Source organism: Legionellales bacterium (genome assembly GCA_026125385.1).
In the GTDB taxonomy this organism is placed as follows: Bacteria; Pseudomonadota; Gammaproteobacteria; order JAHCLG01; family JAHCLG01; genus JAHCLG01.
The window spans coordinates 143,054-160,997 of sequence record JAHCLG010000001.1 but is presented as its reverse complement, the minus strand read 5'-3'; the positions used below and the strand labels follow the sequence as shown (position 1 = coordinate 160,997).

Sequence of the window (17,944 nt, the reverse complement as noted above, 5' to 3'; positions counted from 1 at the left end):
CATCAATATTTATCTTTTACCAATATAAGCTAAAAAATTACCCAATATTTCATACCCCAATTCCGTATTCACCGATTCAGGATGAAATTGTAAGCCCACAACAGGAAAGTGCTTATGTTCAATCGCCATGATTTCACCTTCCTCTGTCTCTGCTGTAATCATTAACATACTAGGCAAGCTGGCTTTTTCAATAATTAATGAATGATAGCGACCCACGGATAATGGGGATGGCAAACCCGCAAATACGCCTGCTTGATTATGAATAATTGTCGAGGCTTTGCCATGCATCGGTTTTTTTGCGCGGATGATATTGCCACCCAATGCTTGACCTATAGTTTGATGACCTAAGCAAATACCCAGTAGAGGAATAGATTGATAAAAGTGTTTCACCACTGCCAGTGAAATTCCTGCTTGATTGGGAGCACACGGACCTGGAGAAATAATAATTTTAGCTGGTGCTAATTTTTCAATATCATCGAGTGTAATCCGATCATTTCTGACAACGGTAATTTCTTCGCCTAGTTGAATAATATAGCGACCTAAGTTATAAACAAATGAATCGTAATTATCAATTAACAGGATCATGATCATTTCCCGATAATTGCCCTTGCAGAATCGTTTTAAGGATCTTAGATTTAGTAAGACTTTCCTCATATTCATCAAGACAACTAGAATCAGCGACAATACCACCACCCGCTTGAAACCATACATTTTCACTTTTAAGTGTGTATGTCCGAATTGAAATAGAGGTATCCATATTGCCATTAAAACCTATATAGCCAATACTTCCACAATAAACGCCGCGCGTGTGTTGCTCGAGCCTTGAGATGATTTCCATGGCTTTGACCTTTGGCGCACCGGTTATCGAACCACCTGGAAAAGTTGCCATTAATAAATCAATTGCGTCAAATTGAGGATGTAATTTTCCTATAATTGAGGATACGAGATGGTGAACAGTTTCATACGATTCGACCTCGCATAATTTTTCAACCCTCACAGAATCTGGTTCACAGACCCGCGATAAATCATTACGCATTAGATCAACGATCATAATATTTTCAGCTCGATCTTTTTCGCTTTGGGAGAGTGCTATTCTTAATAAATTATCATGTTGAAGATTATTGCCTCGCGGTTTCGTGCCTTTGATCGGGCGAGTTTCAACCATACCATGGTCTAATTTTAAAAATCGTTCAGGAGAGGCAGAAACGATTTGCACCTTATCAAAATTCAACCAGGCTGAAAACGGCGCAGGATTTTTTTCTCGGGTGATGAGAAATAAATCAAAGGCGCTTACTCCTCTCGGCAACTTGCCCGAAAATAGTTGAGTAAAATTTGCTTGAAAGATATCGCCGGCATGTATGTGCTCAATAATTTTTTTTACGTTATTTAGATAGGAAGATTTGGAAAAATTTGACGTGATCTTGTTTTCATTGTTAAACCACCAGGATGCTCTATGATGCATTTCTTTATTTTTTGCTAAATAAAGAATATTCTCAAGCCATTGCATTCTCGCTAAAGCTCTTTTATATCGTTTAGTCATTTCTAGCTCAGGAAAACCGTGGGAAAAAATCCAAACCTCTTTTTCAAAATGATCCCAAACTATGACACAGTCATAAAAGCCCATGGTCATATCAGGCACATCTAGTTTATCAAAAGCTGGGTAAGGTATATTTTCTAAGTAATGTAGTAGTTCATAAGCAAAATAACCCATTGCGCCACCTGTAAATGGCGGTAAGTTTTTATTATTATTGTCTTTTATAGCTTGCTGAAATGGCTTAATCATTTTTTTTAATTCATGAAAAGGATTTTCGCCGATCTGATCTCTAGCAGAAAGCACTTTGCCTTGCTTTATTGAGTAAGTAGCAAAAGGATCAATTCCTAAAAAGCTATATCTCCCCTGCTCTATATGCTTTTTCGCACTATCAAGAAAACATAAATTATTAACCTCTTGAAGCGAAAGAAGTACATGGACGGGGTTAATATAGTTTACTTTTTTAATTAACGGAAATGAGTATTTATTATTTATAGGGTTATACATTCTGCCTCGATTGCTTGCTGAAATTCTGTGGAAATATCATGCCAATCGACTAAGTCAATCATGATGGGCAATTGTGAATTGGAAAACGCCAGTTTTAATTCATTCATTTGTGAAACTGGAATAGCGCATTTATCGATTAATAATAAATCTAAATCTGAAAATGGCTGAGCAGTTCCCTTAACCCGCGATCCAAATGCTTTTACTGTGACTCCAGGTGCGTATTCTTGAAGAATAGCTTTAATTTCAAGTAAATGTTGAGGATTGATATCAAGCATTGGCTTGCTCTAATTTTTGCAATAAATATTTTGCAGAGGCTAAAAATTTAAGCGCAATCTTATAAACATATTGCGCTTTTTTTTCATTATAAGTATGTGCCACATTATTTCTGGCTTCTGCGAATTCAAACCAATCTTCAGGATTATCAATTAATTTTTTTTGGGCGGCTAATCTAAATAAATCTTTTTTAGTTCGGGGATCGGCTTCTTCTGGGCTTACATTAATGCTTAACCAGCGTTGCAATAATTTCCAACTTAATTCATAGCTATACTCAAAACGTTGAATGACAGAGTCGCGGACTATATCGGCTTTGATATTAGTGGGAAGATGTAAGGAATACTGAATAGCCTCCTCAAGCGAGTTAATTGCGTTTTTTAATGCACTTAAATCTAGCAGCATAAAAGAGCCTCCCCTCGAAAGGTGATTGGTGCCCGGGGCCGGAGTGAAACCGGCACGGGGGTTAACCCCCGAGGGATGTTAAGTCCCTTGCACAGATTGCGCAAAAAAATAAGGAAACAACTTAATGTCATTTCTACATAGTCCCTTTTAATCGTTTGGAATAAAGTCTTAATCATATGCTGTTTGGCACCTCACAAAATGACTCTGATTTTTGCTTTATCGCTTGATTGAATTGCAGAAATCCTTGTTTGGTTTCCTTTAACAAACCAAACCATGAAAAAATAGGCGTCAATAATCCAGTAAAGTGTTCGCCATGTATAAATAGTATTTCATGTTCATTTAATTGATCAAGTAAAAAATAATGCTCACCCTGAAACAAAAAACGCGAGATAAATTTACCGCGCCAACGTAATTCTTTATCCTTATTCAGTGCGATTATATTTGGAGTAAAATTCATCGGTTTGCCACCTGGCGGCGAAATAGTAATTGCCAGTTTACCACCTATTTTTAATTCACCGGCAATATGACTAAAAAATCGATTCCAACTTGGATAGTCAGCAAACTCAGTCAACACTTGCCAAACCTTTTGAGCATTCGCGTTAATCAAAATTTCTGTTTTTATTTCACTCATTTTTTCTCACCTTCTTTTAAAAATTAGGTTCATTGCCAAGTAGGCTTGATGTTTCTACTATGATTAGTAACACCAATATGAGCATTAGCAATAGAATGCCTGACAACCATAATACAGGTCACGCATTATAACAATTGAAATTTTTCCGTTTTGTGATGTCTAATAAATGGGTATAGGCAGCACCAAATGCGAAGATAGATCGAGCATTCATGACAGTTACCCAGAAGTTACATCACCAGAAAATACATAATAAACCCAACACTCCAAAAGCAAGATCTGCCATAAAGAAATGTCCAACAGAAGTTTTGCCTAAGTGCGAAACTCCTGTCCAATATAGGCAAAAATGGTCAGTTAATACCCATCCTGGCAAAGCCACATTTAACCCCAACCCACTTCCGCAAAATTCTCGCCACAGTATTTTGGACTAAAATTTGATATTTATTAGATAGTGTCATATAGTGACACTATCTAATAAATATTGTGATTAATCTATGAACTCAACTCTCCTGCAACAACTCGTCAACTGGTCTCGCTACTTCATCTCCGGCACTGAGCTGAAAGCGATACTGACTGGCACTGAAGATGCCAGAAAAGCAATTATCAAACGCGCGGTAGATGAGGGTTATCTTCAGCGACTTAGGCGCGATTATTACCTCATTCGTCATATCACTAATAAACCCTTAATCAACTCTTTTGAATTGGCCCAGTTTATTTATGGCCCCTCTTACATTAGCTTCGAATCCGCATTGAGTTATCACGGATGGATTCCCGAAAGAGTGTCTGTGACTTGTAGCGCCACAGTAAAACAAACTAAATCATTCAACACACCAGTCGGAGAATTTAGCTTTGAAAAAATTCCGAATGACTCATTTAAACTGGGGGTTGCTTACATCAAAGAAAATGATGCAAGGTACTTAATGGCCGATCCTTGGAAAGCCATTGCGGATATGATTTACTGCCGAAAAAAAAAGTGGGAATCAATCAACGATCTTATGTTTGATTTACGTATTGAAGAAGAGTGTATTAAAAACCATAAATTAGGCATGTTAGCTGAGCTCAGCAAAACATATCCTCATAAACTCACAAGAAAAACAGTACAGTTTTTTTTCAAGGAATTAAAACAATGACCATCGATATTATTACCGATCGCCTTAACACTTATACCATTGAGACAAAGCAAGCTGAACTCAATGCCCTTAAAGAAATTAGCCAAGAAGTGGCTTTAGCAGGCCTTGCGCGTGCTGGTTTTTTTAAACACGCCATGTTTCAAGGTGGAACTTGCCTTCGCATTATTCATGGTTTAACAAGATTTTCTGAGGATCTTGACTTCATTCTTAATGCGCCTGATCAATCATTCAAATGGGAGCTCTATTTAGCGGCAATTAAAACAGAATTTGAAGCTTTTGGGTTATCGCTTTCTGTCATCGATCGAAGCAAAGCTTCTGATACGGTAAAAAAAGCCTTTCTCAAAGAAAACTCTTTTGGGAAAGTATTAAACTTACACTATGAGAGAACGCATTTTGATACACAAACTATCAATATTAAATTAGAAATAGATACTAACCCACCTGCAGGATCAACCCCCGAAACACATGTTTTGGATTATCCTTATCCTTTGCCCATTATCACGCAAGATCTACCTAGCTTATTTGCCGGAAAATGCCATGCGCTATTATGCAGAAAATATATCAAAGGAAGAGACTGGTTTGACTTCACTTGGTATATCCAACAAAAAATTCAGCCAAATTACACTTTGTTAAAAAATGCGCTCAAACAATGCGGTCCTTACGAAGACCAAACGATTGATATTTCACATGAATGGCTAAGCAACGCGCTTGCCAAAAGAATTGAATCTTTAAATTGGGAAGCAGTTGCAAATGATGTAAAGCCATTTTTGCCAAGCAAGCTTACTCATACCGTAGATGCTTGGAGTAAAGATTTATTTTTGGGATTGCTCAGAAAACTAAATCAATAAAATGGTGCCCGGGGCCGGAGTCGAACCGGCACGGGGGTTACCCCCCGAGGGATTTTAAGATAGGAGCACATAAAAATGCAACTTTTTGTTTTATAAAGAAAAGCACCTCAAACGCTTTTTGCATTTCATGCACTTTCAGGTCGTTTAGAATCAGTTAGTTACAGCGTTATTTTCCACCCTGAGATATTGCACTTTTGTGCTGTTTCAGGTTACTTAAAGTCATTTAGGGGAACCCTAATCTGCCAGTTTTTCACCAAACTCGCGCTTACCTTCAATGCCCATAGGCCAGCTTATACACCGTGGTATCTTACAGTTTCTAAATACGAGAAGATGAGGACAGTAGAAACGAGAGGCCGGTGTAAATTTGGTTGCTTGAATAGACAGCACTCATTCTGCGAAATATATGAGCAGCGATTCTGAGCTAAATTTTAGTCACCATCAACATCAGCAGCTTCTGCATATGTCCATTCTATTTCATGCCCCGCTTTATAAGCTTCAGTCATTTGTCGGGTGGTATGCCCTGCTAATGCCTGCGCATCAAAGCCTCGGTCTTCATGAAGCTTAATCGCCAATGAGCGCATCTCATGGAAAGTCGGCTTCTGCTTCTTGTTTAAATGATCGTATAATCCAGTTTTATCCCGCAAATCAGCAAATGCTCGACTCAATTGATCCGGTAAAAGTTGTGTATGGTGCCCACGATCTTTAGCAATACCTTTTCTATTAGGAATTCTTTTAGGCATATAATGTATAATGAATGGAGAGTTAATACCCGTATTTTTTTGCTTTTCGATAAATTGCTCAAGCACTTCATTAACGATAATTTTAATATGCGCGCTTGCACCATGCTTTTCCGTTTTACGTTGTATCACTCGCATTATTTTTCTTTTCTTGCCTTTAATTTCCTCAACACTGATATCTGAAAATTTAGCACTCGAAATTTCTTCTCGCCTTTGTAAGGTTATTAAATTTAGCTCCATAGCAGCCTGAAACCATGCCATGTTTTCTTTACCCGCCATTTCGTAAATAGCTTTAAAACCTTCATAACTTAAACGTTTGCGTTGTGTCTTTGCGTTTCTTTTCAAAGTATCACTGGCTGGATTAGTAATGATATATCCCTCACCTTTTGCATATTGGAAAATCATAGCTAGCAAACCTCGATATTTATTGTACTGGCGCGAACCATTAATTTTAGATAAAAATTCGCTAATAAGCTTTATTGAAATTCCATAAACTGGATAACCGCCTAGCTCTTTGTGGATATGCTTCAATTGCCTCATATAGCCCTTTAAGGTGTTTTCACTAAGTTCTCGCTCAGGTAAATGTATGGGCACAAAATTTTCATTGATATATTGACTTAAAGTTTTTCCATTCGATGTCACTTTTGCGACAAGGTCTTCTCCTGCCATATATATACTATTCAGTTTTTTAGCTGCTGCAAAAGCTTTTGCCTTATCTTTTCCTAAAGATGTTTTTTTACCTGTATCTGGCCTACGATAACGATATATTTTTTTTGTTGTCTCAAAATATAAATTAGGTGGTAATAATTTATTTTTTCTTAACCTTGCTCTTGCCATAATATTTTCTTTTCATTTATTGTAGAATAGTGTCTACTAGGTTATTACCCGTTAGCTTGCTTTCTTTGTCGATATCGATATAGTAAAACTTGCCTTGTTTCACACCAGGTATCCCCCCCTCTCTAATTAATTTAATTATTTGCCTTTCGCTTGGACGAGAAAACTCTGTGTATCGAGATTCTCGATATTCTTTAACGCTCATTAATTTCATATACACCTCCAAATTAATAACTCTCCCCAGCCTAAACATCCAGTCCTTTTTAAGGTTTTTTGAAGAAAAGTACGATAATTGGGTTACTCAGGACGAACACCTGGAGAGAGTGCTTCTAGGTTAACTAAGTGCTTGAAAACGACTTCGAATTGACTTAGGGACTGTGACGGACACAACATTTGCCAAGCAAGGTAGACGATCCTTCCGAGGCTTCAGACAATACAGACGCTCCTCGACGAATTCCCGCCGATTTACCTGCATATCAGCTCGTCGTATTGTGTTATAGCGTTTTAATGTTTTTCGATAGACATTAACGTCACCATACTGTTGAAATAATTGTATTAAAGTCTCATGTGGTACGATGCCATCGCTGCTATAACTCATCAATAAGCATTTGTAGCAGTTACTTTCCAAGATATGTTTGATTGCAGCAACCGCTTCACGCTTACTACTTAAAGGCGAGTATAAATTTTTTATGTCACGCTTTCCCGAAACACCATGTAACGTTGGAAAATCCCAACGTGCAATAGTTTCCAACAAATGATATGAAGCAGCATATTGGTTTGTTGTGTATGGTGGATCGATATATAGAATATCCACCTCAAGCTGCTCAAGTAAATCAAAGCTATCACCAAAATACACGTTATGAGAATGTTTACTGAATACAATTTCTGGCAACTTGAGCCACACTTTCTGTAGTGATTTGCGCGAATAATGTTTTAAAAAACTACTCATGGTGCCTGTGGTATTCGCACACCGTGATGCTTCATTGAGTAACGCATAAAGCAAAATAAAGAATTCATCTTCATTAATCAATTTTAATTGTTTCCACGCTTCAACGCTTTCTCGAATGATATCAATCTTTTTCGCGTTATGATCCGTATAATAAAGTCGAGTGACCAATTGGTTTTGCGTTCCTTCTTCTGAATAATGTCGATAAATAAATCCTGGAACTCCCTCCAGTTGGTTCAAATAATCAATAATGGCTTGCGCGTAATAATCTGAGTGCTGCTTTGGTAAATCTAAATGATTAGCTAACCGTTCAAAACGTGGCATTTGATTCATCGAAACTTTTACTCGCTGCATCACATAAGAGGTATAAAGAAGATCACTAGAAATGATTCTATAGCCCTGTTGCTTAAAATAATGACCAACAGTAGCTGTACCCGCAAATAAATCACAAAACGTGTTACCGTCAATATTATTTTTAATAATGGTTTCATGAATAAACGACAATAATCGCCGTTTGCAACCGACATAGCGCATATTATGTTGCCCCTATTTATTATTGGTTTTTAAAAACAGAAAAGCCGCTTAATGCGGCTTTTCTGTTTTAGAGAATGATTTAAGCTTTACGTGTGGAATTGAAATTACTGTATGATGACTGGCTACACTGTATTCAGTAGTTGCGGCAATCGTTGTTGGACCATCTCAATAGAACCTTTACAGCACAAACCTCGCCTGGGTCGATCTTCAAAATATGAATATGCCTCATAAGTGCTTAACTCACCAAGAATATGTTTAGGATGCTTGGTAAAATAATCGGATAGATAAGATGTTTTTTTATCGTGAAGTTTAATCAAGCTGGTATTTAACCATTCGGTATTGGGATTAGATTTTCTTTGGAAAATGACAATATCAACTGTTGTTTTTGCATCATCAAACAAATTTTCTGGCAGTCGATAAGCAGAAACCAATTCTGCCACTTCACTAATTTGCTTGCGTAAATGCCGCTTTGGGTTATCTAAAATATAACAGGGTACAACCATGGCTAATAATCCGTTTTCCTTTAATAAACGAACACTTTTCGCCACAAAATAATGATGAATCATTTCATCGCAGAGATCAGGATGTTTTTTATCAAATACCGTGAAGCTCGCGTAAGGTGGGTTACCAATAATTAAATCAAACTCATTATCATGAAAATGCTGGAAACCTTTATTTACTATTTTAATATCAGGATACAATGCTTTGGCGATGCTAGCGCCTAATGGTTCCAACTCAATACCCGTAATTTGGCTATTTTTACGCATGGCTTTTGGCATACGCTCAAAAAAAGCACCTGCACCGCAAGCCGGTTCTAAAATTTTTCCGTGTGTGAAGCCTAGTTTTTGAATAATCGCATAAATAAAATCTATAATGAGAGGCGGTGTAAAATAACCCGTGCTGGTGCTTTTTTTGAGTCGATCAATTTCATCGGGTGATAAAAAGGTTGAGAGGTTATTGACTATGGCTTCATCTTTAAAAGCCTTCCGCAATCCACCAAATCCGCTGTATTGTTTAAGAGAGGTCAGGTTGCCTTCTTTAAATTGGCGCAATACCTCAATATTTCTTTTGGCGCGCTCTTCGTTAAAATGAGTTTTAACTGGCTCAAGGATTGGTAGCGTATTGTTTTCTTGTTGATTGGGTATCATTATGTTACTCCGAAAATTAATAGGTTGATCGGTTTGAAATTTCTTCATTTGCGAAAAAAATCCCCACACAAAACAGCTCACCTATTTAATGAGCTGTTTTGTGTGGGGAAATAAAAAATTAAGTGATAGGACAAATTAAAGTAGCAACCCGCAAAACTACTTATTTGTAGTTTTGCGGGCGCTGAGTTGAATGAAAGTGACTAACTTTCTATAGCATTATTGAGTTCATCAATCACGCGATTAGCTGCCCAACGACCATTTTGATTGAGCATCCTGACCCAAGCATTGCGATTGGGACTCCACTTAAAACCATTGCGTTTTAATAGGGTTCGTATTGCTTCACAGGGTTTATCATCAAAAATAAATAAGATGCGATTGTCGCTCTTATCTTCTTTGAGAACATAACCGTTGCCTTGAATAGGCTTGTGCTCAGGTTCAGTTTGCCTGGATTTAAGCAACGCAATTCGTTTTTGGGTATTACGAATAGCTTGGTTGTTGTTGCTCAACACGTAACTCGGAAAAGGTACTAAGTTTTTGGTAACAGAAAAAGTTGCTGCGTTACGCAAGTTAATGATAACCGCTTCTTTTTCATCACCCATTAGCTTATCTAAGTAAGCTTGACCTTCTTTCCTGTAGTGCTTGTTAATTTCTTTCATCCGATTTTGAGCGTCGATCAGCTTTTCAAGCTTTAATTCAAGCTTGCTAATCGCATCTTCATCATCGGAGGAAATAACGTTGGACACCGTATTCACTTTTTCTTCGTAATAATCTGCCTTTTTTGATAATTCATGTGATTTATCATATAAACGGCAGTATTTTTTACGGAAGCTGCGATCACGGCTTTCGCTATGATGCCCAATTAATATGGGTTGCCCAAACGGAATGCTTTTTGCCATGCTGCTTGCTTGCTCATATACTTCATTTGATTCTTGACGAAGCTTTTTTGCTTTTGCCGCATAGTACGCTTTTTTATCCGCTTGTTTTTTCTCATAGTCGTTCATGGTTTAGTTCTCCTTTGTTGATAGTAAATACCAAAGGAGAAACCGCCAAAGACAGTATCGCCTTTGGCAGTTGCGTTAAAAAGACAGGGAAGTTAAGGCGCTACAGGTTGCTATGTACAGCAAAACTATAGGCTTGATCGCCTGCCACAATTAAATGATCCACCACCTCAATATCCATCAACTTAAAAGCTGATTTAATCGACGTGGTTAACCATTCATCTGCTCTACTGGGTGTACAATCTCCTGACGGATGATTGTGTACCAAGATAATTGCCGCGGCATTGAGTTCAAATGCGCGCTTGACAATTTCGCGTGGATAAACAGCGGTCTGATTAATCGTGCCTTGAAATAATTTTTCAAAGCGAATTAATTTATGCTGGTTATCCAAAAACATCACACAGAAACATTCCGACTTCATCTCCGCTAGCCTAAACACAGCTAATTGCTTTGCCAGGTTAACGTTATTTAAGACTAAGGGGGATGTTTGACATTGCTGTGCGAGAATGGATTGCGCAGCAGTCATGATGTCAGTCACCGTAATCTTGTCACGCACGCGATAAGTATTGTTTTCACACAATACAAATGCTGGTGGCAAGTTGGTCGCTTCATTAAGACTGTCTTTAAAAGTTAATTTCTTCATTGAATTTCTCCCTTGAATTAAAACCAAGAGAGAAACCGCCAAGAGCAATTTCGCTCTTGGCGGTTAGTAGAAAATTAAATACGACTAAAAAAACCCTTTGGTTGAGCGTCATGGATGACACTACGGCGGCGCGGATGGCCGTCTCCAAAGGGTTTCAGTAGTAAAATAAACATTAAGTAGTCAATGTAAGACTGACAGGTTATGACTCAGTCGTTCATTACATTGATTGAGTAGTAAATCAAAAAAGAGGACATCACCCTAAGTAGGTAATATCCTCTCGTTGTTTCGCTTAGTTCATTACAGAATGTGTTGGAAATAAAGGGTAATCTTGCGCTTGAATCTGCGTCAATTTACCCACCAACGTTGCTTGACAAGTGGTGACAATATCATTGTAGTAGTGTTGAAACGCACTAAAATGACAATAATGCATGTCATCTGCCAATGAATAGCTGTCATTATTTTCTAAATAGGTTTCAGAAAATTCTGCATATTCATAGCAGCTTGCATCTGCCGCAGCGATTAAAATTGCATCTTCATTAATGCAACTCTGGCAAATAGCCAACAGCCAATCGACCAGCTCAGAACTGGTGACGGGCCATAATGCTGTATTGGAACCATCTAACCGCAATTGCGATTTAAGTGCTGGTTGATTCAACCAATGCCTTAAATAATTCAACTGAGTCTTCAGATGATTCATGCTAGGTTTTGCCGGATTGTCAGGCAGGTCGTTATTTCGTATACGCTCTGCTAACCCTATAAAAGCCAATTCAATGCACTGCACTTCATGATAATTGAGTTCAACATGGGTGAGCACACCAAGTGGCTTTTGCATAGGAATCACTTGAGTTTGAAGTGGTGCTTGTAATGCTGTTTGATACATAATGAATACTCCTGATGTGTAAAAACAAAAAAGCCCTTAACTGAAAATCAATCAAGGGCTTGGCATAGTTCGATTAAGAACGCAAATAGTCGCTCTAAAAAAGTTACTTTTTTCGGCGAGACCGCGTATTGCGAACACGATCATTATCACCATTAGTTTCACTTTTCTGATTAGACTGTCTTGCTTTCTTTTCTCCAGGGACGTGCCTCACACTCAGCGTGTTAGCCACAAACGTTGGATTGACTCGAAGCTCATTTGTTTTAGTGTCGATGCCTAAGTTCCAGGTGACATCGTCATACGTAAAGTTAACGAAATACCCTTTTTTAAGTTGTTCAACATCGTCTAATAAGTCTTCGTTGAACACTCGCACATAGGCAATGAGCGGAATATCATTTGTATCAGTCTCTTTGCTGCGATGACTTTTTTTATTATCATCATTAGCATCAATGGCTTTACAATAAATAGCAAATCGAGCGTATTCATCACCCTTTTTTGTGTCAGCAAAAGTGGGATCAGCCGCTAAAGTGCCAGTAACGCCATATTCATTACTGAAGTGATATTGAGTTAAGTGTTTTAAGCTCATGATAGTTCTCCTTTAAAGTTTAAAAAACCCAAAGAGAACAATGAGCCTCTCCCAATGGGAAATGTCATTATTCCCGTTGGGATCAGTTAAAAAATTACCCTAAAAAAATAGGATAATTTCAAGTAAACTGCTTAACCGTGAAAATCACGATTAAACACGATTGGCACCGCATAATGAGTATTATGCAGGTGGGATTTCATGCCTACCCACGCATCACAAAGTTTTAGGCCGATTGTGATCACGGCACCGTAAAATCGTTAAGTCTTATTATTAGCTTTAGCTTCCTCCTCTGTATTTGCAGTGATCGACTTAATAGCCGGTGCAAATGGTGAACGTAAGGTGAGTAATAAAATAGGTTCCGGTAATTGTCCCATTTTTTCTTGCGCTATTTTCGCTTGGTCACTATTATTTTTAATGTCAGCGCGTGTCACCGACAATGGTTTCCATTTGAATGGCAGTCGAAATAGCGCTAACAGTTGATCTAACCAAGTTTGTCGAATGTCTTTCTCTGGTTTATCCAACAGTATGCCGACACGATTAGCCGTGAGTATGGTTCGCATAAGCTCATCAAAGTGTGCTATTAAGCTTGCTGCCATATAACCATACTGCGTTCTAAACCACAGTGATTCGACAACGGGTTGCTGTGATTCAAAGGGATTGATCGTTAAATTCACTAACTGATTAGCTTCCTTTAATTTAGCTTGGTACTCCTTTATTTCACCACTGAGTTGTTTCTGTAATTTCATTAAAAGATCATAGACTTTTAATAAATACCAATCGGCATAGGGATCATCTCGTTCAGCGGCATCCCAAATTTGCGTCATTCGACCACCAAACTGTAATAAATTAATGGATCGCTTATCCGGTCGAAACCCTAAAAATAATTTTTGCGCATAGGCGGTGTGCAGTGTTAAATGGACTTCTCCCTTTAAACGCCCTGGTTTTTTATAGGTTGCATGATGATGCGTTGCATCCGTTTTAGGGTTATTTTCATTGCTGGGTAGCACATCTGCTGGTTTTTCTTGATTGTGAGACATCATTCACCTCATTGGGATTAGTTTGATTGGGCGTGTACCCAAGGTTTTACTACACAGAATCCAGTGGATCAGGTGTTAATTGCGTATTGATGGGGATTGGTTGGTCATCCGTCGTTAAACATTCCTGCGCAATCACGATACCGGACACCGTTTGCCGATCTTCCCATTTTCCAACACAATAAACATGAATGCGTGACCCTCGGGTATTTTTAATTAATTGCTCATGCTTTTTAATTTGCTTGGTTAAATCAGGTCGCTGTTGAAGGATTAATTCATTGGGTACGGTATCATGCTTTTCTTCTTTAGTATTGAGAAATGCATTAATGGCTTCTGGAATTTGTATCAATATGCCGAGATCAGCACCGTGTATAAAACTAGTGGTTTTATTCCAGGTAACCTTTTTTTTATGGATATTACGCTTTAACCAATGCCAAAAATCATCTGCCTTAAAATTAGGGATATTCGGTTGATTCATTATTTTAGATTCAGGTACAGTTGTTACATTATTTTCTGCGTTATCCGTTTTGCTTGCTTTACTCGTGGAATTTGATAACGCTGTTAAATCAATTTCTTTAATTTCTTTAATCTCAGTCATGTTACTGTTTGAAGTAACATGAGATTCAACGTTTAAATCAACTGGTGTACTTTCTATTGCATGGCTCACGTCATCTTGTTTGATTGCTAAAGGTTGCTGTAAATTTTCATTTTGTTGCGTCTCAGTGGCCGAATTAAGTTTTTGCTTCACCTCAATTTCTCGTTTACTAGCCTCAATTTGAGGTGCTTCATGAATATTTTTGATCAATTCAGCAAAGACATTATTGGTTACATTACTTTTTAAATAGCGCTCCCATAATAAAAATAACTGCGTGTTACGATGAAGCCAAGCGTACGCTTGATGTGGTAACAACGCCTTTATCACCGCAGAACGGACTATGACATCGATGGAATCCCCTAATGCAGCCACAAATACAGCAAACGTCCATTCTTCACGTTGACGAAAAGCGATTTCACTGTCAGCGCCTAAAGGTAACAAATAACCTTGCCGTTTTTTTAAAGCCAGTATCACTCGATTGAGTGCTTCTACAGCAGTTTGAGTATTAAGCGGCTCATTGGGCATACTGATATAATCAATAAAATGATCAATGGTTTTAACATAAAGCGATTGAAAATCACCTTGTGTCACACCGGACAACGATTGTATTTTTTTAATGAGTCTTTGCAGTGTCACATCAGGATAAAGTGCTGACGATTTTTTTATTGTCTGATGAGCGTTTTTTGTTTTTAACCAATTGAACATGAGCATCATGACCTAATTGTTGCACAATAGCAGACAGTAAGGCATAGGGTTGTTCTCCCGTGAGTACAATAGGCTGGCCTTCTCCATTGCTTTGACCAAACACTAAAATAGGCAAATAAATGCCGCCATCAACCGCATGCGTATTGGCTAATTGAATATTTTTAGCAATCTGTTGTTGTACTTTTTTGCTTTGCATGGTGCCTAATATTTTTGGGATATTAAGGCTTAAATTTTTGGCGATTATTTCTGCATCCCTTAGCGTTGGCGCGGCAAATGAAGTCATCAGTTGTTGGTGCACTGCTTGCCATTTTCCTTGCGACTCGCTTGCCAATGCAAAACTCGCAACAGGACGAGATGCCGGTGTCAGTAATGGCGTCACTCGGTGCATTATTTTTAAATTGGAGTATTGTTCCTGTAGTTTATCGATCACGGGCTCCATCCGGCGACAATGCGGACATTCGTAGTCATAATATTCTATTAATGTGACATTACCTGTTGGATTTCCGGTTATTGGTGCCGCAAACCCTATTTGCAGATTGAATAAACACAAAATACTGAGCAATAACTTATATAAAATTGATTTCATGGCATTACCTTTACAGTCTGCAAAGCAATTACAAGCTGGGCTTTTTATTTTTTTCCCAAGTCGTAAAGTGACAATTGGGGTATTGAGTACAACCCCAAAAAAATTTAGATTTTTTATTTTTTAGCCGCCTTAAGGCGGCTGAGCACTTTGGACAACAATACACTTTGCTATTTTGAGTTTCCGATTGAAGTTGCAACCGTGATGCTTCTTGACGTGTCCCTTCACTTTGAAGTTGTTCTAACATTTCTTTTAGCAATGCCGCTTGCGAATGAACAAACGAGTCCAAATGACCTTTACCTTCCGCAATGTGTTCTAATTGTTGTTCCCATTGTGCTGTTAACACAGGGTTTTTGACTAAGTCAGGCGCGATATCAATCAAAGCGCGCCCTTTATCGGTTGATAACACGTGCTTTGATTGGCGTTGAAGATAGCCCCGCTTAAATAAAAGTTCAATGATATTCGCGCGAGTGGCTTCCGTACCGATGCCCTGATTATCTTTTAATGTTTTTTTGAGCTGCTCATCTTCTACCCATTTACCTACCGTTTTCATCGCCTCAATGAGTGTGCCTTCCGTAAAGTGCGCAGGCGGTTTGGTTTGTTTACTTTCAACTACGGTTTTCTGATTATCAACGTGTTGTCCTGTTTTTAATAAAGGTACGGTATTATTTTCAGATTCATGATTAGCGGCAAGTTCTTTTGCATTAAAGGCGTGCTTCCAAGCTAACGTAACGGGTGTATTGCCAGTTGCAACAAAGCTTTCACCCGCGCAATGAATTTCAACCGTTCTTTGCAAATATTCATAATCACCCATCAGTTGCGCCAGATATTGTCGCCTGATGAGATCATAAATATTGAACTCTTCTTCAGACATGGCACTGATATCCACGCGATCATTCATTGTGGGGATAATCGCGTGGTGAGCGGTTATTTTTTTGTTATTCCACACCGACGATCGAAAAGAGTTATCGCAATGCGCCAACAATGGCTTTAATGTAGGATCAGTGCTTGCGATAGCCTCTAACACTTTGCTCACCTCATGGAATTGATCTTCGGGTAAATAACCACAATCGGTTCTCGGATACGTAGTTGCTTTGTGTTTTTCATACAAGGCTTGGGCGAGTGCTAAGACTTGTTTAGCCGAATAACCGAATGCACTGGAGGCTTTTTTTTGTAACGCCGATAATGAAAAACACAGCGGTGCTTTTTGTGTCTTTTTGCTTTCTTTGAAAGAAGCAACAACACCTGGCTCTTCATCCACTTTTGCGGCAATACTGTCAACAAGCTGCTGATCGAGGCAATGTCCTTCTATATCTAGCACTGAATCCGGTGCTTTCCAGGTTGTCCAGATTGGTTTATCCTCATCACCTGAGAACAGCGCTTTCAAAACAAAGTAATCTTGTGGTTTAAATGCTTCAATCGCTCGATCTCGATCCACCACGATTTTTAGTGTCGGTGTTTGAACACGTCCGATGGATAACACACTATTTACACCGTATAAAGCACTGGCACCCATGGTGAGATTCATGCCAATAGCGTAATCACTGCGCGATCGGGCCTGTGCGGCGTAATACAGATTTTCACTGTCTTTGCCTGGCCGGATATTTTTTAATGCTTTTTGAATTGAAATGTCGTCAAGTGCGTTTAACCATAAACGTTCTATTTTTCCTGTATAATTGCATTCATCCAGTATTTCTCTCACGATGCATTCGCCTTCGCGATCAGGATCACTTGCGATTACCACATGATGGGCATTTTTTAATAATTGTTTGATGATGTTAAATTGTTTTTTGGTTTTTGCTGATACCAGCATTTTCCATTCGCTTGGAATTACGGGTAATTTCTCAATGCGCCAAGGCTTAATATCAGGTCGATAATATTCTGGTGGCGCTAATTCGAGTAAATGCCCAACACACCAGGTGATAATAGTACCATTACCTTGCAAGTAGCCATCTTTACGTTCAGTGGCTTTTAACTGGCGTGCAATATCCCGTGCCTGTGATGGTTTTTCACAAATGAATAAAATCATAATACCCTCATCGATGAATAATTTTTTATAGCCAACTGAATAAATGACCAAGAAGGTTGTAAACAAAATATGCCTCAATAAATACAAATAATCCTAATAATTTAAGGCGTTGATTAGATAAATAAACGATTGTTTGTGCGTGCCATTTTTGCCTAACACCCACTTTTTCGATAAAATATGGCCACAATATAAGCACTAATGCGTATAGCCCATAACGCCATATAGTAAATACGAGGTGATACTGTTGAATGACTTGCGATAGCGTTTTAGCAGAGTTAAGCTCCATTAAGTAGTGGCTGATTAGGAATAATCCCGCAGCGAAAATTAATACAATAAGCAATAATCGGAGTAATGTTTTCATGAACCTAACCTCTAT

At 38.4% G+C, this 17,944-nt stretch carries 19 protein-coding genes; 2 read left to right on the top strand and 17 right to left on the bottom strand.

The features are described 5' to 3' along the window. Positions 1 to 9: 9 nt before the first annotated feature. From KIT27_00695 to KIT27_00675, 5 genes are all read right to left on the bottom strand, one after another. The gene (locus KIT27_00695) at positions 10 to 585 is read right to left on the bottom strand and encodes an aminodeoxychorismate/anthranilate synthase component II (protein ID MCW5588155.1); all 576 of its coding nucleotides are present in this window, start codon (positions 583 to 585) and stop codon (positions 10 to 12) included. Beyond that, the gene (gene pabB / locus KIT27_00690) at positions 569 to 2,038 is read right to left on the bottom strand and encodes an aminodeoxychorismate synthase component I (GenBank protein MCW5588154.1); all 1,470 of its coding nucleotides are present in this window, start codon (positions 2,036 to 2,038) and stop codon (positions 569 to 571) included. Before pabB ends, KIT27_00695 begins: the two co-directional genes overlap by 17 nt. Beyond that, complete coding sequence (locus tag KIT27_00685; GenBank protein ID MCW5588153.1) at positions 2,023 to 2,313, bottom strand: nucleotidyltransferase domain-containing protein; 291 nt, start codon at positions 2,311 to 2,313, stop codon at positions 2,023 to 2,025. The genes pabB and KIT27_00685 overlap by 16 nt, the downstream gene beginning before the upstream one ends. After that, positions 2,306 to 2,713, bottom strand: coding sequence for a nucleotidyltransferase substrate binding protein (locus KIT27_00680; protein ID MCW5588152.1), 408 nt, complete (start codon positions 2,711 to 2,713; stop codon positions 2,306 to 2,308). The genes KIT27_00685 and KIT27_00680 overlap by 8 nt, the downstream gene beginning before the upstream one ends. 172 nt (positions 2,714 to 2,885) lie before the next feature. Then, positions 2,886 to 3,344: an SRPBCC domain-containing protein gene (locus KIT27_00675; protein ID MCW5588151.1), complete on the bottom strand. Its 459-nt coding sequence runs from the start codon at positions 3,342 to 3,344 to the stop codon at positions 2,886 to 2,888. Between the two features lie 491 nt (positions 3,345 to 3,835). On the opposite strand from KIT27_00675, the gene KIT27_00670 reads away from it, so the two are divergent. Both KIT27_00670 and KIT27_00665 read left to right on the top strand, forming a co-directional pair. Then, a complete protein-coding gene (locus KIT27_00670; protein MCW5588150.1) occupies positions 3,836 to 4,471 on the top strand; it encodes a hypothetical protein in 636 nt (211 codons plus the stop codon). Further along, complete coding sequence (locus KIT27_00665; GenBank protein ID MCW5588149.1) at positions 4,468 to 5,319, top strand: nucleotidyl transferase AbiEii/AbiGii toxin family protein; 852 nt, start codon at positions 4,468 to 4,470, stop codon at positions 5,317 to 5,319. Before KIT27_00670 ends, KIT27_00665 begins: the two co-directional genes overlap by 4 nt. A gap of 428 nt (positions 5,320 to 5,747) precedes the next feature. Here KIT27_00665 and KIT27_00660 read toward each other — a convergent pair whose 3' ends face one another. The 12 genes from KIT27_00660 to KIT27_00605 form a co-directional block, all read right to left on the bottom strand. Then, the gene (locus tag KIT27_00660; protein ID MCW5588148.1) at positions 5,748 to 6,893 is read right to left on the bottom strand and encodes a phage integrase Arm DNA-binding domain-containing protein; all 1,146 of its coding nucleotides are present in this window, start codon (positions 6,891 to 6,893) and stop codon (positions 5,748 to 5,750) included. A gap of 331 nt (positions 6,894 to 7,224) precedes the next feature. Further along, positions 7,225 to 8,370: a DNA adenine methylase gene (locus tag KIT27_00655; protein ID MCW5588147.1), complete on the bottom strand. Its 1,146-nt coding sequence runs from the start codon at positions 8,368 to 8,370 to the stop codon at positions 7,225 to 7,227. Between the two features lie 122 nt (positions 8,371 to 8,492). Further along, positions 8,493 to 9,566 (bottom strand): SAM-dependent DNA methyltransferase, encoded by a 1,074-nt coding sequence (locus KIT27_00650; protein ID MCW5588146.1) that lies wholly within the window; start codon positions 9,564 to 9,566, stop codon positions 8,493 to 8,495. Between the two features lie 152 nt (positions 9,567 to 9,718). Continuing rightward, entirely contained in the window at positions 9,719 to 10,519 is an 801-nt protein-coding gene (locus KIT27_00645) for a DUF3560 domain-containing protein (GenBank protein MCW5588145.1), read from the bottom strand. A 100-nt stretch (positions 10,520 to 10,619) separates the two neighbouring features. After that, a complete protein-coding gene (radC, locus tag KIT27_00640; protein ID MCW5588144.1) occupies positions 10,620 to 11,159 on the bottom strand; it encodes a DNA repair protein RadC in 540 nt (179 codons plus the stop codon). Positions 11,160 to 11,448: 289 nt separating this feature from the next. Beyond that, entirely contained in the window at positions 11,449 to 12,039 is a 591-nt protein-coding gene (locus tag KIT27_00635) for a hypothetical protein (protein MCW5588143.1), read from the bottom strand. Between the two features lie 103 nt (positions 12,040 to 12,142). Continuing rightward, a complete protein-coding gene (locus KIT27_00630) occupies positions 12,143 to 12,622 on the bottom strand; it encodes a hypothetical protein (protein ID MCW5588142.1) in 480 nt (159 codons plus the stop codon). Between the two features lie 257 nt (positions 12,623 to 12,879). Next, positions 12,880 to 13,662 (bottom strand): TIGR03761 family integrating conjugative element protein, encoded by a 783-nt coding sequence (locus KIT27_00625; protein MCW5588141.1) that lies wholly within the window; start codon positions 13,660 to 13,662, stop codon positions 12,880 to 12,882. A gap of 46 nt (positions 13,663 to 13,708) precedes the next feature. Continuing rightward, positions 13,709 to 14,956 (bottom strand): TraI domain-containing protein, encoded by a 1,248-nt coding sequence (locus KIT27_00620; GenBank protein ID MCW5588140.1) that lies wholly within the window; start codon positions 14,954 to 14,956, stop codon positions 13,709 to 13,711. Then, positions 14,889 to 15,542: a thioredoxin domain-containing protein gene (locus tag KIT27_00615; GenBank protein ID MCW5588139.1), complete on the bottom strand. Its 654-nt coding sequence runs from the start codon at positions 15,540 to 15,542 to the stop codon at positions 14,889 to 14,891. Before KIT27_00615 ends, KIT27_00620 begins: the two co-directional genes overlap by 68 nt. A gap of 28 nt (positions 15,543 to 15,570) precedes the next feature. Continuing rightward, positions 15,571 to 17,568, bottom strand: coding sequence for a DNA topoisomerase III (locus tag KIT27_00610; protein ID MCW5588138.1), 1,998 nt, complete (start codon positions 17,566 to 17,568; stop codon positions 15,571 to 15,573). Positions 17,569 to 17,593: 25 nt separating this feature from the next. Next, positions 17,594 to 17,929 carry a hypothetical protein gene (locus KIT27_00605; GenBank protein ID MCW5588137.1) on the bottom strand — a complete coding sequence of 112 codons (336 nt, stop codon included), beginning with the start codon at positions 17,927 to 17,929 and terminating at the stop codon, positions 17,594 to 17,596. Between the last annotated feature and the right edge of the window lie 15 nt (positions 17,930 to 17,944).